We start from the raw sequence: 13,734 nt of genomic DNA on the forward strand, positions 1-13,734 counted from the left end.
CCCATGCCCCTGCGCGCCACGCTCCTTCCGCTCCTGCTGCCCGCCTTCGTCGTCGCGACGCTCGTCGCCCTCCTGGACGGCCCCAAGGAGGTCGTCGCCGCGGCGCTGGTCGCGCTCGCCGGCTCCCTCATGTCCCTGGGCGTGAGCCGCGGGACGCTGCAGCGCCAACTGGACCTGCTGGCCCGCCACACGCGCGACCGCGCCGAGGGCGGCCCGGGCGCGCCCCCCGCCGTCCCGGAGCGGCTGGATGAAGTGGCCGGCCTGGAGGGCGCCATCGACTCCCTCCACGCCCAGTTGTCCGCGCGCTCCGCCATGCTCACGCAGGAGGCGCGCACCCTCACCGCGGTGCTGGACGGCATGGCGGAGGGCATCTGGGTGACGGACGACGAGGGCACGGTGGTGCGCCACAACGACGCCCTCCGGGACATGCTGGCCTCCACCAGCGGGGAACTCACGGGCCAGCGCCCCCTGGCCCTCATCCGCAACGAGGCGCTGCACGACGCCGTCATCCGCGCCTGCCGGGAGGGCGCCTCCAGCCACCTGGAGCTCACGCTGGACGGCCTCTTCCCGCGCACGCTGTCCATCCGGGTGACGCCCCTGGCCAAGGACTTGCCGGGCAGCGCCGCCGTCTTCCACGACGTCACCGAGCTGCGCCGCCTGGAGAAGGTGCGCAAGGACTTCGTGGCCAACGTGTCGCACGAGCTGCGCACGCCCATCACCGCCATCCGCGGCTACGCGGAGACGCTCCAGGGCGGCGCCCTCAATGACCCCGTCATGGCGCCGAAGATGGTGGAGATCATCCACCGCCAGTCCGAGCGCCTGTCCGAGCTGGTGGAGGACCTGCTGGAGCTGTCCCGCCTGGAGGCCCGCGAGGTGAGCCTGAAGCGCGGCCGCGTGCCCCTGGCGGACGCCGCCGCCCGCGCCGCGGACACCGTGCGCCCCAAGGCCGAGGGCAAGGGCCAGGTGGTTTCACTCCATGTCCCTCCCGACCTGCTCGCGGAGGGCGACACCCGGGCCGTGGAGCAGGTGCTGCTCAACCTGCTGGACAACGCGGTGAAGTACACGCCGGCGGGCGGGCAGGTGGACGTGTACGGCGCGTGCGAGTCGGGCCGCTGCGTGGTGCGGGTGAAGGACACGGGGGTGGGCATCGAGCCCAAGCACCTGTCCCGCATCTTCGAGCGCTTCTACCGGGTGGACAAGGGCCGCAGCCGGGACATGGGGGGCACGGGGCTGGGGCTGTCCATCGTCAAGCACCTGCTGCAGGCCATGGACGGCGAGGTCAAGGTGGAGAGCCAACCCAACGAGGGGAGCACCTTCACCATTTTTCTGCCCCTGGCGGCTTCATCGAACGCGGCGACCGGGTAGGATGCAGCCACCATGCGGGTCGCCATCCTCGCGGACATCCACGGCAATCTTCCCGCCTGCGAGGCCGTCCTCGAGGACATCGCGCGCTCGGTGGCACCCGACTACATCGTCGCCGCCGGTGACCTGGCGCTGCGCGGCGCGCACCCGCGCGAGACGGTGGACCTGCTCTTCGACCGGTGTGACTCGGTGCTGATGGGCAACACCGACTGCTACCTGGCGGGCAACTACCTGGGTGGCGCCTACCGGGAGAAGGACCACTGGAAGACGGAGCTGCTGCGCTGGACGCGGGATCAGCTCGGCGGCGCGCTGCTGGAGAAGCTGGGCGCCCTGCCCTTCTCCGCGCGCTACTCGCCGCGCAAGGGGCAGGACCTCTTCGTCTGCCACGCCAACCCGCGCAACCTCGAGGAGTCGCTGGACCCCACGCTGGATGACGTCGCGGTGCGCCGCTTCTTCAGCCACCTGGACGCGGCGGCCTGCGCCTTCGGGCACCTGCACTTCCCCTACCGCCGCCGCGTGGGCCGCATGCTCATCGCGGACGTGGCCAGCGCGGGCATCCCCCGGGACGGAGACCTGCGCCCCGCCTATGGCGTCTTCACCTTCACCCCCAAGGGCTGGCGGGTGCAGATTCGCCGCGTGCGCTACCCGGTGCGCAAGGCCACCCAGGCCCTCACCGCGCGCCGCGTCCCCGGCGGGCCGCTGCTCGTCCACAAGCTGGTGGAGGCGCGCTACCGCCACCACAACGCGCTGATGGAGGCCGCGCGCCGCCACTCCGGCCTGCCCCCGCCGGGGCCCGTGCTGCGCCCGCCGCCAGGGGCCGCCTCGCGCGCCGCGGCCTCGCCCATGGACAGCCGCCCCTCCCCGGAGGTCGACCCGGCCTCGCTGCCCACGGACATGGACGGCACCGTGACGGGCGCCGCGCCGCTGCCCCCGGACGCGCTCAACGATTTCGAAGGGTAGACGTTGTCGCCAGGCCGTTGCTTGCGCGGGGCCGCTGGGAGTGATTCACGGCGGTCACCATGTCTGCTCGCGAGCTGCCCCTGCTGTTCGTCCGCCACGCCGTCGCGGAGGACTCCCATGTCCTGGGCGACGAGGCCCGTGCCCTCACCCCGGAAGGCCGCGCCGCCTTCCGCCACCACGCCCGCAAGCTGGCGCGCCTCACGCCGCTGCGAGGCATCATCACCAGCCCGCTGGTGCGCGCCGTCCAGACGGCGGAGCTGCTCGCGGAGGCGCTCGGCGTGGCGGGCGTGGAGGTCCACCCCGCCCTGCTGCCCCAGCGCGGCGCGCACAAGCGCATCGTCGACCTGGCGCGGGAGCGAGGCGCGGGCTGGGCCCTGGTGGGCCACAATCCCTCGCTGGAGCGCGCGGCCCAGCGCGCGTTGGAGCATGAGCTACCCGACAAGCTCCGCAAGGGCGCGGCGCTGGCCCTGCATCCGATGAAGGAGGGCGGCTTCACGCTCGCGTGGTGGGCCACGCCGGGCAGGCCGGTGAAGCGCCCGGGCGACCTGCGCTGACAGCCCGCAGAAGCGAAGCGGGAGAACGGCGCCTTGAGAAGGGCCGTCCTCCCGCGTGCCTGCTCCGGCCGCGTTACGACCGGCTGGCGGCGACCGACAGGTGCGCGGCGCCGTTGCCGTTCGCCAGCGCGCCGGGGTTGTGCGGCTCCGTGCCCAGCTCGCGCAGCAGCGCCTCGCCCACCAGCTCATCCATGGGGACGAAGCGGCCCAGCGCCGGGCGCCAGGCGTGGACCTGCGCGGTGCCGATGTCGAACCACCAGCCGTGCAGCCGCAGCGTGCCCGCGTCGAGGCGCTCCTTCACCCACGGGTAGCTGGCGATGTGCTCCATCTGCAGCAGCACGTTGTTCTGGGACAGGCGGTCGTAGTCCGCCCGGCCCTCGCCCAGCTTCGGGTTCGCCGCCATGCGCTGGAGCGCGGCCTTGCCGTGCTCGAGCCAGCCGCTGAGGTTCGGGTTCTCCGGCCCCACGCCGCCCGCGAGGACGGCCTTCATCGCGCCGCAGCTCGAGTGGCCGCACACGACGATGTCCTCCACCGGCAGGTTGCGGAGCGAGAACTCCAGCGCGGCCGCCTCGGACTGGTCGCGCGTCGACTGCCCCTTGGAGTCCGACGGCGGCACCATGTTGCCCACGTTGCGGACCACGAAGAGGTCGCCCGGGTCCGTGGACACGAGCAGGTTGGGCACCACGCGGCTGTCCGCGCAGGCGATGAAGAGGCAATCCGGCTTCTGCCCCTGCGCCAGCAACGCGAACTTCTCCCGGTAGTTGGAACGGGCGTTGAGCTGAAAGTCCAACAGACCGCGGATGAGCTTCCTCACTGCGCACCTCCAGAAACAAGCGAGTTGTGATTGGGACCTTCGACGACCACGGGGGCGCTCGACTTCGCCGTCCCCTTACGGCTCCAGACTTCCTCGAGCGACTCGGTGAACACCGTGCCGCCCGTCTTGCGATAGGTGTCGCACCAGCTCTGCAGGGCTTCGTGCCCGGAGTGGTCCAGCGTCTGCACCGCCAGGTCCAGCTCCACCTTGGAGCCGGCCGGAATCTGCGCCAGCGCGCTGGACAGCTTGGGTACGCCGACGAACGTCAGCGAGCCCGAGATTCGCACCAGATACGACGCGCTCGCCTGCTGGGAGACGTCCACCTTGACGTTGCCCAGGTGCCACAGCAGGCGCAGCACCGCGAACGCCAGGCCCATGCCGATACCGGCCAGCAGGTTGACGCCCACCACGCCGGCCACCGTCACCAGGTATACGGCCAGCTCGCCGCGCTTCTGCAGCTCGCGGATGTGGTGCACGTTCACCAGCTTCGCGCCGACGAAGACGAGCAGACCGGCCAGCACGGTGAGAGGCACGAGCCCCGCCACCGAGCCGAGCAGCGTGACGAACAGGAGCAGCCAGACGCCGTGCAGCGTGCCCGACAGCCGCGTCTTCGCGCCGGCGGTGATGTTGGTGGCGCTGCGGACGATGACGCCGGTGATGGGCAGGCCGCCCGCCAGACCGGACACCGTGTTCGCCATGCCCTGCGCGAAGAGCTCGCGGTCCAGGTTCGCCCGCGGGCCGGTGTGCATCTTGTCCGTGGCCACCGCGCTCAACAGCGACTCCGCGCTGGCGACCAGCGCCAACGACAGCACCGCCGTGCCGAAGGTGACCCAGTCCCCCTTGGGGAAGGTCGGGAGCTGGATGCTGGCGAGGACGTTCTCCGGCAGGTCCACGCGGGCCACGTCCGCGTTCAGGAAGTACGCGGCGGCGCTGGCGCCCACCACGGCCACGAGCGGACCGGGGACCTTCTTCAGCTTCCCGGGGACGAACTGCCACGCCACCATCAGGCCAATGGTGAGCAGCCCCAGCAGCGTCGCCGCGCCATGCAGGTCCGCGATCTGCCCCGGCAGCTCCTTCACGTTCTGCCACGCGCTCGACTGGGGCGCGCCGCCCATCACGATGTGGACCTGCCCCAGGACGATGAGGATGCCGATGCCCGCCATCATCCCGTGGATGACGGCGGGGGAGATGGCCAGCGCGCCGCGCGCCACCTTCAGCCCGCCGAGAATCATCTGCACCACGCCCGCGACGGCCACCGCCGCGCACGTCATGGCCAGGCCCATCTGCTGGATGAAGCCAAACACCATCACCGCGAGCCCCGCGGCGGGACCGCTCACCTGCAGCGGCACGCCGCCGAAGATGCCCACCACGAGCCCGCCAATCACGCCCGCGATGAGGCCGCTGACGATGGGAGCGCCAGACGCCAGCGCGATGCCCATACACAGCGGCAACGCCACCAGGAAGACCACCAGGGATGCAGGCAGGTCCGTTGCCAGCGCCTTCCAAGGGGAAGCAGCGCTCTCAGGACTCTTCGAAGTCGACATCACACCTCCACACAAGTCGCCGCGACTGCCGCGCGCGCCAAATCATGTGGAGGCCCTGGGCAATTACCGTGCCGCCCTGTGCGGGGTGCCTTGAGAGGGACCGCAATCGGATTGCACCCGGGAATATGAAAGGGGTTTTAAGTCCCGGTTCCCGACTTAAAATTTCTTGAGGTCACCCACCTCAAGAATCTTGAAGCGCCCCCGCCTACTCCTCCTCGAGCCGGCGGAGGAAGGTGGGATAGGAGAGCCCCAGCGCCCGGGCGGCCTCCATGCGGCGCCCGTCCAGCAGGGCGAGCACGTGCCGGACGTACAGCCGCTCCACCTCCTGGAGGGCGCGCGGCGGCCCGGCGACGACGAAGGCGTCGGGGTCCATGGCGGGGGGGCCGATGCTGCCCTGGGGCTCCAGGGAGGCGAGCTCCAGCTCGGGGCCGGCTTCGAGCACCAGGGCGCGCTCGAGCACGTTGCGCAGCTCGCGGACGTTGCCGGGGAACGGGTAGCGCTCCAGGCGGGCCTGGGCGGCACGGGAGAAGCCCACGGGCCTGCGGCCCAGTTCGGCGCACAGCTCCGCCACCAGGGACTGTGCCAGCGGCAGCAGGTCCTCGCGGCGCTCGCGCAGCGGCGGGATGTCCACCCGGAAGACGCTCAGGCGGAAGTAGAGGTCCTCGCGGAAGCGGCCCTCCGCCACCTCCTTCGTCAAGTCGCGGTTGGTGGCCGTCACCACGCGCGCGCTGCTGCTCAGCTCGGCGGTGCCGCCCAGGCGGCGGAAGGCGCCCTTGTCCAGGAAGGTGAGCAGCTTCGCCTGGAGCCCCGGCGGCAGCTCGCCCACCTCGTCCAGGAAGAGCACGCCCCCCGCGGCCACCTCCACCAGGCCGCGGCGGGCGGTGCGCGCGTCGGTGAAGGCGCCGCGCTCATGGCCGAACAGCTCGCTCTCCACCATGGTGGCGGGCAGCGCGGCGCAGTTGACGTGGACGAAGGAGCCCTGCCCGCCCTGGAGCGCGTGCAGGTGACGCGCGATGACCTCCTTGCCCACGCCCGTCTCGCCCAGCAGCAGCACCGGGCTGCGGGGCGCCTTGGCGATGCGCTCCAGCATCTGCAGCGCGGCCAGCATCTTCGGCGAGTGCGGACGCGACAGGCGCCGCCGGCCGCCCAGCTCGCTCTCCGCCTGGCGCAGCCGCTCCTGGAGCTGGAGGTCCGCGGCGGCGCGGCGGGCGCGCAGCACCAGGTCGTCCAGCTCCACCGGCTTGGACAGGTAGTCACGCGCGCCGGCCTGGATGGCCTCCACCGCGCTGGCGATGTCCCCGTGCGCCGTCACCATCAGCACCGGCGTGTCCGGAAGCTGGGCGCGCAGCTCGGGCAGGAAGTCGATGCCGTCCCCATCCGGCAGGCGCCGGTCCAGCACCACCAGGTCCGGCGCCTCGCGGGACATGGCGCCGCGCGCGTCATGAAGCGAATGCGCCAGCGTGACGCGGAAGCCTTCGTGGCGCAGCACGGACGCCGCCAGCGAGGCGAAGGTCCGGTCGTCATCCACCAGCAGCAGATGGGTGCTCATTTGACGACCTCCAACGGAAGGCGCAGCGTGAAGCGGCTCCCCAGCGGGCTCCGGACATAGTTCAGGCTGCCGCCGTGGGCCTCCACGGACGCGCGCGCCATGGGCAGCCCCAGCCCCACGCCCTTGGCCCGCCCGGTGGCGAAAGGTTCCCACAACCTGGGCTCGAGCCGGGGGTCCACGCCGCCCGCATTGTCCTCCACCACGAGGACGGCGTCATGGTCGTCCCGCGTCAGACGCACGCTGACCCACGGCGCCGGCTGCATCCCCGTGTCCCGCGCCACCGCGCCCGCCTCCACCGCGTTGCGCAACACGTTGTCAATGGCGGACACCAGCAGCGCCGCGTCCCCCTGCACCCAGAGCGACTCCTCCAGGGACGTGCTGAGCGCCACCGTCTCCGACTCCGGCAGCAGCTTCACCCCCTGGAGCGCGTCCTGCACCAGCAGGTGCAGTTCACAGCTCCGCCGCAGCGCGGCACGCGGCGCCCCGAAGGACAGCAGCGAGCGCGCCAGGTGGCTCAGGCGCTCCACCTGCGAGCGCAGCGCGCCCACGGGCAGCTCGCTGCCGGCCGGGGTGTGCCGGAGCACGGACAGCGCGGCCTGGATGCCGTTGAGGGCGTTCTTCACCTCATGGGCGATGAGCGAGGCCGCGGTGCCCAGCGCGGCCATGGTCTCCTGGCGGCGCAGCCGCTCCTCGGCCGCGAGCAGCGAGCGGAACGAGTGCCGCAGCAGGAGGATGAAGATGATGAGGGTGCTGCTCAGCAGCGCGATGTGGAACGCGAGCTGCCGCAGGAAGCGCGCGCGCAGGCCCGCGGTGGCCGTCTCCTCCTCCAGGACGACGAGCAACAGCTCGCTCTTCCCCACCCACGCGGCCGCGCCCATCAGGTGCTTGCCGTCCAGCGTCAAGGGCCCGGGCATGTCCGCCAGGGCGCGCAGCCTCCCCGTCACGTCCCCGGGCCTCAGCTTGAGCCCCACCGGCATCAGGAACTGGCCGTTGTCATCCATCAGCACCAGGGACGTCTGCGCCGTCGGCCGCGTGGGCAGCGCGCCCGCGCGGACCTCGCCCAGCAGCACCCCCTTGAGGCGCCCCTCCTGGGACATGGGGACGGCGACCACGATGGGGCCGCCCTCCCCCTCCAGCAAATCAATCTCCGGCTGGCGGCCCTCCACCAGCCGGCGGAACCAGGGCCGCAGCGTGAGCGGCGAGCGCCCCATGGGCATGTCCGGCGGATCGCTCCAGACGCGCTCGCCGGAGGGCGTCAGCAGGGCCACGCCCTCCGAGAAGAGGGACGAATGATAGAAGGCGCTCTCCAGCAGGGCCTGCTCCGCCGGGGAGATGCCATCCTCGGGCGAGAGCGCGGGGTGCCCGGCCACGCGGGCCAGCTCCGCCTCCAGCAGGCCCAGGTGGACGCCCAGCGCCTCGGACTGGACCTGCGCCTGGTTGAGCAGCCGGCTCAGCAGCTCCTCGCGCGCGTTGCGCACGTCCTCCACGTAGCCCAGCACGGGGCTCGTCAACGCCACCAGCCCCACCAGCCCCAACCCGACGAGCGCGGAGCGCCCGCCGCGCCGCTGCGCGCGGGCCAGCTCTCCGGGCGTGGGAGTCAGCGAGGGGAGTGGAGGCGGGGTCGGCGGCAGGTGGGCGGAGGTCATGACAGGGCGCCCTGCGGTTTACCCCGGCCCGGCGGCACCTTCACGCGCAAACGGGCCACCGGCCCAGGGGCCCGCCCGCTGGAGGGCCGGCCATGGCCCCGGGCCGCACGCCCCGCGTGTGTTCCGGCCCTGACGAAGTTGTTGCACATGAGTCACACGGTCGGAAAAGGGGGCGCGCAGAGTGACGGCCCGCCATGCCCCATGTCCTCATCGTCGACGACGAACGCGACCTCGCGGAGCTCATTGATTTCAACCTGCGGGGCTCCGGCCTCACCACCCACGTGGCCCACACCGGTGACGCCGCGCTGGCGGCCGCGCGGGAGCAGAACCCCGACCTCGTGCTGCTGGATTTGATGTTGCCGGACATGTCCGGCATCGACGTCTGCAGGCAGCTCCGGGCAAGCCCCCAGTCGCGGGGCGTGCTCATCGTCATGCTCACCGCCAAGGGCGAGGAGTCCGACCGCATCCGCGGCTTTGAGGTCGGCGCGGACGACTACGTCGTGAAGCCCTTCAGCGTGCGCGAGCTGGTGCTGCGCCTGAAGGCCATCCTCCGCCGGGGCGCGCCCGCCACCGGGAACGCGGCGCCGCTGACGCTGGGGCCCCTGCGGCTGGACGTGGCGTCCCACCGCTTCTTCGTGGACGAGCGCGAGGTGGCGCTCACCGCGCTGGAGTTCCGGCTCCTGGAGCACCTGCTCGCCCGCCTGGGCCGGGTGCAGACACGGGAACAGCTCCTGGAGGAGGTCTGGGGCCTGTCGTCGTCCCTGGAGACGCGCACCATCGACACCCACGTCATGCGCCTGCGCGACAAGCTGGGCCCCGCGCGCGCCCTGCTGGAGACGGTCCGCGGTGTCGGCTACCGGATGTTGGACCCGGCGGCCGGCTGAGCGTCGTGACCTCGATGTCACGTGGCGGACGCGAAACGGACACCCACGTCACGTAGAAGCGCGCCGTCCTCACGCAGGCCCCCCGCAGCCACCAGATTCCGGTCCGCCACTTCCCGCCTGGAGAAGTCCCTCATGCCCTCGCTCCTCAAGCCCCTGCTCGCGGTGTTCCTCCTGGCCCTCCCCGCCGCTGCCCGCGCGGGCACCGTCACCATCAAGGGCTCCGACACCATGGTCATCCTCGGCCAGCGCTGGGCCGAGGCGTTCATGAAGAAGAACCCCGCCATCAAGGTGCAGGTCACCGGCGGCGGCTCCGGCGTGGGCCTGGCGGCCCTGCAGAACGGCACCACGGACATCGCCATGTCCAGCCGGGAGATGAAGAAGGCCGAGGCCGACAAGCTGAAGGCCCGCTACAAGGCGCCGCCCGCGCAGCGCTCGGTGGCCAAGGACGGCGTCACCTTCTACGTCCACCAGGGCAACCCCGTGGGCGCGCTCACCACCGAGCAGCTCATGAAAATCTACGTGGGTGACATCTCCAACTGGAAGCAGGTGGGCGGCGCGGACGCGCCCATCGTCGCCTACTCCCGGGAGAACTCCTCCGGCACCTACGTCTTCGTGAAGGACATGGTGCTGGACGGCGAGGACTTCGCGCCCGCCATCCAGACGCTGCCCGGCACCGCCGCGGTGGTGAACGCCGTCTCCAAGGAGAAGAACAGCCTGGGCTACGGCGGCGCCGCCTACGCCGAGGGCGTCAAGGAGCTGAAGGTCAAGAAGGGCAACGAGGACATCGCCCCCAGCGCGGACAACATCAAGAGCGGCAAGTACCCGCTGGCGCGCGACCTCTTCTTCTACCTGCGCGCCGAGCCCACCGGCGACCTCAAGACCTTCATCGACTTCGCGCTGTCCCCGGAAGGTCAGGCCATCGTCACCCAGGTCGGCTACTTCCCCGTGAAGTAGCCGCGGAGCGTCACACGAATGTCACAAGAGGCCCTGAGTCCCAATGGATAGACAGGCGACCATGGAGCAAGGTCTCACGCGAGCCGTGGCCGCGCCGCGCCTGTCCGCGGCCGCGCGGCGGCGTCAGCTTCGGGAGAAGGCCGTGGCGGGCTTCATCACGCTGATGGCGTTCACCGGCATCGCGGCGCTCGTCCTCATCATCGTCTTCGTGGCCAAGGAGGCGCTGACGCTCTTCACGGACGCGGACGCCCGCCACGAGGCGAGCCTCTCCAAGATGTTCCTGGCGCAGGAGGGCCGCTACCCGTTCCGGTGGCAGCCCGTGTCGGACACGCCCAAGGTCAGCATGATTCCGCTGTTCGTGGGCACGCTGAAAATCACCCTGGTCTCCATGCTGGTGGCGGTGCCCATGGGCGTCTTCAGCGCGCTCTTCGTCGCGGAGTTCGCCCCGCGGCGCCTGCGCGAGCTGCTCAAGCCCGTCATCGAGCTGCTCGCCGGCATCCCCTCCGTGGTGCTGGGCTTCTTCGCGCTGATGGTGCTGTCCCCCATGGTGAAGGACCTGTTCCACCTGGACCGGCCGCTCAACGGCACGCTGGCGGGCCTGGCGCTGGCGCTGGCCATCGTCCCCGTCATCTTCACCGTGTCCGAGGACGCGCTCACCGCGGTGCCCCGCAGCTACCGCGAGGCCTCGCTGGCGCTGGGCGCCACGCTCTGGGAGACGGCGTGGAAGGTGGTGCTGCCCGCGGCGGCCCCCGGCATCCTCGCCGCGTGCGTGCTGGGCTTCGGCCGGGCCATTGGCGAGACAATGATCGTCCTCATGGCCTCGGGCAACGCGGACATCGTGTCCTGGAACCTGGGGGACTCGGCGCGCTCGCTGTCGGCCACCATCGCCGCGGAGATGGGTGAAGTCGTGGTGGGCAGCCCGCACTACGCCCTGCTCTTCTTCATTGGCGTGGAGCTGTTCATCTTCACCTTCGTCCTCAACATGGCCGCCTCCGCCTGGACGAAGAAGGTCCTCCAGCGGCTGACCGGGAGCGCCTCGTGAAGTACACCACGCGCCGGGCGGTGGGGCTGGGCCTCACCGGACTGACGGCCCTCGCGGCCTTCGCCATCGTGGGCATGCTGGCCCTCATCCTGCTGGACGTCGCCAACCACGGGGCCCGCCACCTCTCCTGGGCCTTCCTCACCGAGCCGCCCAGCGACGGCATGATGGGCGGCGGCATCTTCCCCGCCATCTTCGGCACCGCCGCGCTCACCCTGCTGATGACGGTGGCGGTGATGCCGGTGGGGGTGTTCACCGCCGTGTACCTCCACGAGTACGCGCCGCCGGACTCGCGCTTCGCCCGCTGGGTGCGCGTGGCGGTGGTCAACCTCGCGGGCGTGCCGTCCATCGTCTTCGGCCTGTTCGGCCTGGGCTTCTTCATCCTCTTCGTCGGCGGCAACCTGGACCGGCTGCTGGGCTACGAGCAGATGCACTGGGCCCAGCCGGGCATCCTCTGGGCGGCACTGACGCTGGCGGTGCTGACGCTGCCGGTGGTCATCGTGTCCACGGAGGAGGCCCTGCGCGCGGTGCCGCTGGAGCAGCGTACCGCCAGCCTGGCGCTGGGGGCCACCCAGTCGCAGACGCTGGCGCGGGTGGTGCTGCCCGGCGCCCTGCCCGGCATCCTCACCGGCGCGGTGCTGGCCATCTCCCGCGGCGCGGGCGAGGTGGCGCCCATCCTCTTCACCGGCGCGGCCTACTTCCTGCCGGACCTGCCCACGGCGCTGGACTCCCAGTTCATGCACCTGGGCTACCACACGTATGTCATGGCCACCCAGTCACCCAACGTGACGGAGGCCAGCGGTCCGCTGTATGCGACGGTGCTGGTGCTGCTGGCGCTCACCTTCGCCCTCAACCTCGTCGCGGTCATCATCCGGACGCGCACGCGCCGCAAGGCCGCCAGCGCCCACTGACGGTACGCCTGCCATGTCCCTCCCCCCCCAGAATCCCCGCGCGAAGATGGAAGCGCGGGAGCTCACCCTGCGCTACGGCCCCAAGACGGCCATCCACAAGGTCTCCCTGGCCATCCAGGATCGGCGGGTGACGGCGCTCATCGGCCCCTCCGGCTGCGGCAAGTCCACCTTCCTGCGCTCGCTCAACCGGATGAACGACCTCATCTCCGGCACGACGCACGCGGGCACCATCCTGCTGGACGGCGCGGACATCCATGACCGCGGCGTGGACGTGGTGGACCTGCGCCGCCGCGTGGGCATGGTCTTCCAGAAGTCCAACCCCTTCCCCAAGAGCATCTTCGAGAACGTCGCCTACGGCCTGCGCGTGGGCGGGATGAAGGACAAGGCGGAGCTGGCCGCGCGCGTGGAGAAGTCCCTGCGCGGCGCCGCGCTCTGGGACGAGGTGAAGGACCGGCTGGACGAGAGCGCCCTGGGCCTGTCCGGAGGACAGCAGCAGCGGCTGTGCATCGCCCGCGCGATGGCGGTGGAGCCGGAGGTGCTGCTGATGGACGAGCCCGCCAGCGCGTTGGACCCCATCGCCACGGCGAAGATCGAGGAGCTCATCCACGAGCTCAAGGCGACGTACACCATCGCCATCGTCACCCACAACATGCAGCAGGCCGCGCGCGTCAGCGACCGCACCGCTTTCTTCTACATGGGCGAGCTGGTGGAATGCGGCCCCACCGAGCAGATCTTCACCAACCCGCGCGAGAAGCGCACCGAGGACTACGTCACCGGCAAGTTCGGGTGAGCGGAAGAAAGAGGGGACCGGACACATGCCGTCGATGCACACGGACAAGGCCTTCGAGGCGGACCTGAGGGATTTGCGGGAGAAGCTGCTCGCGATGGGCGCCAAGGTGGAGACCCTCATCGTCCAGAGCATGAAGGCGCTCACCGACCGCGACAGCGCCCTGGCCGAGAAGGTCGTCGCCGCCGACAAGGACGTCAACCGCCTGGAGGTGGACATCGACGAGCTGTGCCGGAAGATCCTGGCGCTGCGTCAGCCCGCCGCCAGTGACTTGCGCCTCATCACCACGGCGTTGAAGATCGTCACCGACCTGGAGCGCATCGGCGACCTGGCGGTGAACATCGCCGAGCGCTCCATGGACCTGAACCAGGTCGCCCCGCTGGCGCCCTACGTGGACACGCCCCGGCTGGCGGAGCTGGCCCAGCGGCAGGTCCGCATGTCCCTGGACGCCTTCGTCTCCGGTGACGTCGCCAAGGCGGAGGAGGTGCTCCGGGGGGACGATCTGCTGGATGCCCTCTTCCTCAAAATCTTCAACGAGCTCCTCGCCTACATGATGGAGGACTCGCGCAACATCCGCCGCGCCACGGCGCTGATGTTCATCGCGAAGCACCTGGAGCGCATCGGCGACCACGCGCTGAACGTGGCGGAGATGGTCGTCTACATGGTGCGGGGCAAGGACATCCGCCACCCGCGGAGCCGCAACCTCGCCGAGTGACGCGCGGGTGGCGGG

At 71.1% G+C, this 13,734-nt stretch carries 13 protein-coding genes; 9 read left to right on the forward strand and 4 right to left on the reverse strand.

The features are described 5' to 3' along the window. Positions 1-3 precede the first annotated feature (3 nt). The 3 genes from MYMAC_RS23570 to MYMAC_RS23580 are packed head-to-tail and all read left to right on the forward strand — an operon-like array spanning position 4 to position 2,876. Positions 4-1,365 (forward strand): sensor histidine kinase, encoded by a 1,362-nt coding sequence (locus tag MYMAC_RS23570; protein WP_013941341.1) that lies wholly within the window; start codon positions 4-6, stop codon positions 1,363-1,365. Positions 1,366-1,377: 12 nt separating this feature from the next. Further along, a complete protein-coding gene (locus MYMAC_RS23575) occupies positions 1,378-2,322 on the forward strand; it encodes a metallophosphoesterase family protein (protein ID WP_013941342.1) in 945 nt (314 codons plus the stop codon). 59 nt (positions 2,323-2,381) lie between these two features. Continuing rightward, complete coding sequence (locus tag MYMAC_RS23580) at positions 2,382-2,876, forward strand: SixA phosphatase family protein (RefSeq protein ID WP_095959720.1); 495 nt, start codon at positions 2,382-2,384, stop codon at positions 2,874-2,876. 73 nt (positions 2,877-2,949) lie between these two features. Here the strand turns inward: MYMAC_RS23580 and MYMAC_RS23585 are convergent, their stop codons facing one another. The 4 genes from MYMAC_RS23585 to MYMAC_RS23600 all read right to left on the reverse strand — a co-directional run bounded on the left by MYMAC_RS23585 (position 2,950) and on the right by MYMAC_RS23600 (position 8,429). Beyond that, positions 2,950-3,690: a carbonic anhydrase gene (locus MYMAC_RS23585; protein ID WP_095959721.1), complete on the reverse strand. Its 741-nt coding sequence runs from the start codon at positions 3,688-3,690 to the stop codon at positions 2,950-2,952. Then, the gene (locus tag MYMAC_RS23590; RefSeq protein WP_095959722.1) at positions 3,687-5,234 is read right to left on the reverse strand and encodes a SulP family inorganic anion transporter; all 1,548 of its coding nucleotides are present in this window, start codon (positions 5,232-5,234) and stop codon (positions 3,687-3,689) included. The genes MYMAC_RS23585 and MYMAC_RS23590 overlap by 4 nt, the downstream gene beginning before the upstream one ends. Before the next feature lie 205 nt (positions 5,235-5,439). Beyond that, entirely contained in the window at positions 5,440-6,783 is a 1,344-nt protein-coding gene (locus tag MYMAC_RS23595) for a sigma-54-dependent transcriptional regulator (protein ID WP_095959723.1), read from the reverse strand. Then, the gene (locus MYMAC_RS23600; RefSeq protein WP_095959724.1) at positions 6,780-8,429 is read right to left on the reverse strand and encodes a sensor histidine kinase; all 1,650 of its coding nucleotides are present in this window, start codon (positions 8,427-8,429) and stop codon (positions 6,780-6,782) included. Before MYMAC_RS23600 ends, MYMAC_RS23595 begins: the two co-directional genes overlap by 4 nt. Positions 8,430-8,623: 194 nt before the next feature. Between MYMAC_RS23600 and MYMAC_RS23605 the strand changes: the two genes are divergently transcribed. From MYMAC_RS23605 to phoU, 6 genes are all read left to right on the forward strand, one after another. Continuing rightward, on the forward strand, positions 8,624-9,313 hold the full coding sequence (locus MYMAC_RS23605; protein ID WP_095959725.1) for a response regulator: 690 nt from the start codon (positions 8,624-8,626) through the stop codon (positions 9,311-9,313). Between the two features lie 132 nt (positions 9,314-9,445). Beyond that, positions 9,446-10,267 carry a phosphate ABC transporter substrate-binding protein gene (locus MYMAC_RS23610; protein ID WP_095959726.1) on the forward strand — a complete coding sequence of 274 codons (822 nt, stop codon included), beginning with the start codon at positions 9,446-9,448 and terminating at the stop codon, positions 10,265-10,267. Between the two features lie 61 nt (positions 10,268-10,328). Continuing rightward, positions 10,329-11,309, forward strand: coding sequence for a phosphate ABC transporter permease subunit PstC (pstC, locus tag MYMAC_RS23615; RefSeq protein WP_239988971.1), 981 nt, complete (start codon positions 10,329-10,331; stop codon positions 11,307-11,309). Then, positions 11,306-12,217, forward strand: a complete 912-nt coding sequence (gene pstA, locus MYMAC_RS23620; RefSeq protein ID WP_095959728.1) for a phosphate ABC transporter permease PstA — start codon at positions 11,306-11,308, stop codon at positions 12,215-12,217. The genes pstC and pstA overlap by 4 nt, the downstream gene beginning before the upstream one ends. A gap of 46 nt (positions 12,218-12,263) precedes the next feature. Then, positions 12,264-13,007 carry a phosphate ABC transporter ATP-binding protein PstB gene (gene pstB / locus MYMAC_RS23625; protein WP_193364513.1) on the forward strand — a complete coding sequence of 248 codons (744 nt, stop codon included), beginning with the start codon at positions 12,264-12,266 and terminating at the stop codon, positions 13,005-13,007. 25 nt (positions 13,008-13,032) lie between these two features. Then, positions 13,033-13,719 carry a phosphate signaling complex protein PhoU gene (phoU, locus tag MYMAC_RS23630; protein WP_095959729.1) on the forward strand — a complete coding sequence of 229 codons (687 nt, stop codon included), beginning with the start codon at positions 13,033-13,035 and terminating at the stop codon, positions 13,717-13,719. Positions 13,720-13,734: the final 15 nt, after the last annotated feature.

Origin of the sequence: Corallococcus macrosporus DSM 14697 (genome assembly GCF_002305895.1) — a bacterium.
Lineage (GTDB): Bacteria > Myxococcota > Myxococcia > Myxococcales > Myxococcaceae > Myxococcus > Myxococcus macrosporus.

Bases quoted from the DNA above. Each gene is read 5' to 3' on its own strand.
- MYMAC_RS23570 (WP_013941341.1), top strand. From the start codon at position 4: ATGCCCCTGCGCGCCACGCTCCTTCCGCTCCTGCTGCCCGCCTTCGTC.
- MYMAC_RS23575 (WP_013941342.1), top strand. From the start codon at position 1,378: ATGCGGGTCGCCATCCTCGCGGACATCCACGGCAATCTTCCCGCCTGC.
- MYMAC_RS23580 (WP_095959720.1), top strand. From the start codon at position 2,382: ATGTCTGCTCGCGAGCTGCCCCTGCTGTTCGTCCGCCACGCCGTCGCG.
- MYMAC_RS23590 (WP_095959722.1), bottom strand. From the start codon at position 5,234: ATGTCGACTTCGAAGAGTCCTGAGAGCGCTGCTTCCCCTTGGAAGGCG.
- MYMAC_RS23595 (WP_095959723.1), bottom strand. From the start codon at position 6,783: ATGAGCACCCATCTGCTGCTGGTGGATGACGACCGGACCTTCGCCTCG.
- MYMAC_RS23600 (WP_095959724.1), bottom strand. From the start codon at position 8,429: ATGACCTCCGCCCACCTGCCGCCGACCCCGCCTCCACTCCCCTCGCTG.
- MYMAC_RS23605 (WP_095959725.1), top strand. From the start codon at position 8,624: ATGCCCCATGTCCTCATCGTCGACGACGAACGCGACCTCGCGGAGCTC.
- MYMAC_RS23610 (WP_095959726.1), top strand. From the start codon at position 9,446: ATGCCCTCGCTCCTCAAGCCCCTGCTCGCGGTGTTCCTCCTGGCCCTC.
- pstC (WP_239988971.1), top strand. From the start codon at position 10,329: ATGGAGCAAGGTCTCACGCGAGCCGTGGCCGCGCCGCGCCTGTCCGCG.
- pstB (WP_193364513.1), top strand. From the start codon at position 12,264: ATGGAAGCGCGGGAGCTCACCCTGCGCTACGGCCCCAAGACGGCCATC.
- phoU (WP_095959729.1), top strand. From the start codon at position 13,033: ATGCCGTCGATGCACACGGACAAGGCCTTCGAGGCGGACCTGAGGGAT.